The sequence below is a fragment of the Sulfurimonas sp. genome, from assembly GCF_032250635.1.
Taxonomy (GTDB): Bacteria; Campylobacterota; Campylobacteria; order Campylobacterales; family Sulfurimonadaceae; genus Sulfurimonas.
The window spans coordinates 1-4,010 of record NZ_JAVVFL010000196.1 but is presented as its reverse complement, the minus strand read 5'-3'; the positions used below and the strand labels follow the sequence as shown (position 1 = coordinate 4,010).

5 protein-coding genes are annotated in these 4,010 nt (G+C 37.3%); 3 read left to right on the top strand and 2 right to left on the bottom strand.

Translation table 11 applies throughout. The annotated features are described in order from the left end of the window. On the top strand, window positions 1-452 hold a 452-nt coding region (locus RQ763_RS10335; protein ID WP_314152862.1), incomplete at its 5' end, for a 5'-methylthioadenosine/adenosylhomocysteine nucleosidase. 16 nt (window positions 453-468) lie between these two features. Then, window positions 469-1,215, top strand: a complete 747-nt coding sequence (locus tag RQ763_RS10330) for a tRNA 2-thiocytidine biosynthesis TtcA family protein (RefSeq protein ID WP_314152860.1) — start codon at window positions 469-471, stop codon at window positions 1,213-1,215. A gap of 244 nt (window positions 1,216-1,459) precedes the next feature. Here RQ763_RS10330 and RQ763_RS10325 read toward each other — a convergent pair whose 3' ends face one another. Beyond that, on the bottom strand, window positions 1,460-1,948 hold the full coding sequence (locus RQ763_RS10325; protein ID WP_314152858.1) for a hypothetical protein: 489 nt from the start codon (window positions 1,946-1,948) through the stop codon (window positions 1,460-1,462). Window positions 1,949-2,088: 140 nt separating this feature from the next. Between RQ763_RS10325 and RQ763_RS10320 the strand changes: the two genes are divergently transcribed. Further along, window positions 2,089-2,799, top strand: coding sequence for a YebC/PmpR family DNA-binding transcriptional regulator (locus tag RQ763_RS10320; RefSeq protein WP_314152856.1), 711 nt, complete (start codon window positions 2,089-2,091; stop codon window positions 2,797-2,799). Window positions 2,800-2,839: 40 nt separating this feature from the next. On the opposite strand, the gene RQ763_RS10315 is transcribed toward RQ763_RS10320, so the two are convergent. Then, window positions 2,840-4,010 (bottom strand): type II secretion system F family protein (locus RQ763_RS10315; RefSeq protein WP_314152855.1); only part of this gene is annotated, 1,171 nt, incomplete at its 5' end.

The window sequence follows — 4,010 nt, the reverse complement described above, 5'->3', positions numbered from 1 at the left end:
CTCCAACTCTAAAGGTCGGTGATTTAATCGTTGCAACAAAACTCTCCCAGCATGATTTGGATATTACTGCATTTGGTCATCCTTTTGGCTATGTACCAGAAGGGTCGGTCTTTGTAGAGGCTGATAAAGTTATGATAGAGATGAGCAAAGAGGTCGCTGCAAGCATGGGTAAAAGCGTGCAGGAAGGAATCATCGCAACGGGTGATCAGTTTGTGGCAAATGAAGAGAGAAAGAACTGGATAGGAGCTACATTTGGTGCAGATGCGCTGGAGATGGAAGGCGGGAGTGTTGCTGTCGTCTGTAATGCGCTTGGGGTGCCTTTTTTTATTCTTCGTGCTATTAGCGATGCGGCAGACATGGATGCAAGTTTTAGTTTTGATGAGTTTTTACAGACAAGTGCTAAAGAGAGTGCCGAGTTTGTTATGAAAATGGTGGACAAAATTGCCGGTTAAAATTTCTAAAAAAATTATGTCTAAACTCGGAAAAACAAATGCCGAGTTTGAACTTATAGAAGAGGGCGATAAGATATTGGTAGGTCTTAGCGGCGGAAAAGATTCTCTTACTTTAGTCCATGCGCTCAAAGAGCAACAGCGCCGCGCACCATTTAAATTTGATTTTATTGCAGTAACCGTTTCATACGGGATGGGTGAAAACTTCGATAATTTGATTGAACATTGCAGGGAACATGAGATTGAACATGCTATCCATGATACAAAAATATATGATTTAGCAGGTGAGAAAATTAGAAAAAATTCCTCATTTTGCAGTTTTTTTTCACGCATGAGAAGAGGTTCGCTCTACAGTGCGGCAGAAAAGCATGGCTGCAATAAAGTGGCTCTTGGACATCACATGGATGATGCTGCAGAGAGTTTTTTTATGAATTTTATCTATAACGGACAGATGCGTTCGCTTGCACCAAAATATAGAGCCGATAATGGTTTGATTGTAATACGTCCTCTTATTCAGATGAGAGAGCGCCAGCTTGCTGCATTTGCGCTTGATAACGATATTGTGACTATTGGGGATGAAGCATGTCCATCTATGAGATTTGACGTTAAAATGCCCCATGCAAGAGCAAATACAAAAGAGATGTTAGCAAAGATGGAAAAAGAGTTTCCTTCACTTTTTACAAGTTTAAATGCAGCATTTAAAAATATCTCCGTAGAGACTTTTTTTGATAAAGAGAAGTTTAAGGGCACCTCTAAAAAACTCTAGCCACCTTCAGCGATAGAGAGAAGTTCACAATCAAGGCGACTCTTTGCAGCCCTAGCCGTAGCTAAGGCAAAAAGAGTCAACGCAGAGTGTGGGCTTCTCTCTATCGCCCTACGGGAGGGTTCAAAAAAGCGATATGGCATAAAACTTTTTATCACCGTAGCTACGGCTACGCTTCAAAAAAGGTTTTACACCATCTCATCTTTTTTGATTCCCTCTGAAGGTAACTAGAGTTTTAGAGGTGCCCTTAATATTTAGATTCTATATTCTCTTCATCTTTTGCAATTTGTGATCTTCTCTCATGCAGAGTTTCATCTTTTATATTTTGTAAAAATTCTATCATATTCTCTTGGTAGGAGATGATATCCCTGTCATGCGAGAGCGAAAGAAGCTCTCTAAGCGAATCAATGTCTATTTTTTTGGCATATCTTGGCATAAGCTTTAGTTCTTTTTGAATATTTAAGACAAGCGTATCAATATCCAGTCCATTGTTCTCTCTTACTTTCTTAACAAGTTCTTTAGTGTTTAGGAGGAGAAGGTTTGCTCTTTCATCGTCATTATATATATTCATACCAATCTTTTTTATAATGGAGAAATCATCCGCTTTTATATTTTCATTTGCGCTAAGGATAAGAGCAAAAAGTTTGGCACGAAACGCTAATGAACTGTGATTGTATACGAATAGTTCACGAAATGCATTAAATAAGTAATGTTTGATTTTAGAGAGAAACTGCATTGAAACACCTTGTAGAGTCTAATGCGTAATTATACCAAATCCGCTCATGAATACCTACTTTAAACTTCATTTGGGAAAGCAGATTTGGTTATAATACATTTCTAATAATAAAACAGATAACACTAGATGAGGATATATGCATGGGAAGAGCCTTTGAGTACAGAAAAGCATCAAAGCTAAAAAGATGGGGAGCAATGTCAAAACTGTTTCCTAAACTTGGAAAAATAATTACAATGGCGGCAAAAGAGGGTGGAACTGACCCCGATATGAATGCGAGATTGCGTACAGCGATTATAAATGCAAAAGCCGAAAATATGCCAAAAGACAACATAGAAGCAGCTATAAAAAGAGCAACTGCAAAAGATACGGCAAGTATGCTTGAGGTAAGTTTTGAGGGGAAAGTTCCACATGGTGTGCAGCTCTTTATAGAGTGCATGACGGATAACAATACGAGAACCGTGGCAAATGTGAAAAATATACTTACAAAACATGGCGGTGAGATGCTTACAAAGGGCTCTTTAGAGTTTATGTTTGACAGAAAAGCGCTGTTTGAATTTCCTCTAAAAGATGGCATGGATTTAGAAGAGCTTGAACTGGAGCTGATTGATGCAGGCTTAGAAGAGATAGAGGAAGAGGATGGAGTTGTTTTAGTAACTGGAGACTATACAAGTTTTGGCGCATTAAATAGTGCCCTAGAAGATATGGGCATCGAGATTACTAAGGCAAACTTAGAGAGAATTGCAAATTCGCCGATAACAATAACGGAGGAGCAACAAGAAGATATAGATAAAATTTTAGACAAACTCGAAGATGATGAGGATGTTCAAAAAGTATTTACAAATCTAGCATAATAATGTTTTAGAAAGGATATAGGAGAGACTCCTATATCTTTTATCCTCTTCCCTGTACAGCATTACCCATATCCCACATCGGCAAGAATATACCAAGAGCAAGAAGAAGAACCATTGCAGCAATAATAAAGAGCATAATAGGTTCGATAGCTTCGTTTAACCCATCAATTATTGCATCAAATCTCATTTTATAGTATTCAGCAACCTTTTTTATCATGCTATCAAGGGTACCACTATCTTCACCGGCACTAATCATCTGAATAATCATATTTTCAAAAAGTTTTGTATCCGCCAAGCCTTCATTTAAAGCCGCACCTTTTTCAACAGAAGTCCTAACGGAGGAGAGTTTTGCTTTTAGTGGCAGATTGTCAATCATGGATATTGTAGTATCAAGAGCTTCCGCAATAGGAATACCGGCACGAATTAGTTCTGAGAAAACAAGTGTAAAACGGCTGAGTGTTGCATACATTACAATATTTTTAATAAGGTATGTTTTTAACAGAACTTGGTGCCAACGAAACCTGATATCTTTATAGTTATTGATGAGATATTTAAATATTGCAAAAGCTATAATCAAAGAAGCTAATAGATATAGACCGTAATTATTAAAAAGATACTCTAGTTTTAGCAATATCAGTGTAGGAAGTGGCAACTCAGCATTTAATTTTTCAAACATAACTTTAAAATTAGGAACAACATACGATATTAGAATTGTAAAAGCTATTGCCATCGCAATCATGACGTTTCTTGGGTATGCCATCGCTTTTTTAAATTTAGTAACGTTCGCTCGTATTTCTTCTAGCATATCGGCTAGAGAGTATAATGCATCATCTAGATTACCTGTTTTCTCACCAAGTTGAACCATGGCAATTGCGAGATTTCCAAGTTCAAAACGGAAATTTTCCATAGATTTTGATAGAGAATGACCGGAATTTATATCTTCTGCCAGCTTACCAAAAACCAGTTTTAAACTCTCCTCTTGTGTAGATCTTGCGATTTCACTCAGTGAATCGTAAATTGATATCCCGGCATTTGTCATAACTGCCAATTGTCTAATAGCCGCAATTAAAGAGTCAGGTTTTATTTTTCTTTTTTTAACACCACTAAGAAGTGTTGTTTTAAATCTCTTAAATTGAGCTTCAAGCGGTTCTGTCTCTTCCGTGATTTTAATTATAATTCCAGCGTGCTTGAGTTTTGTAAGCTCATTAGCA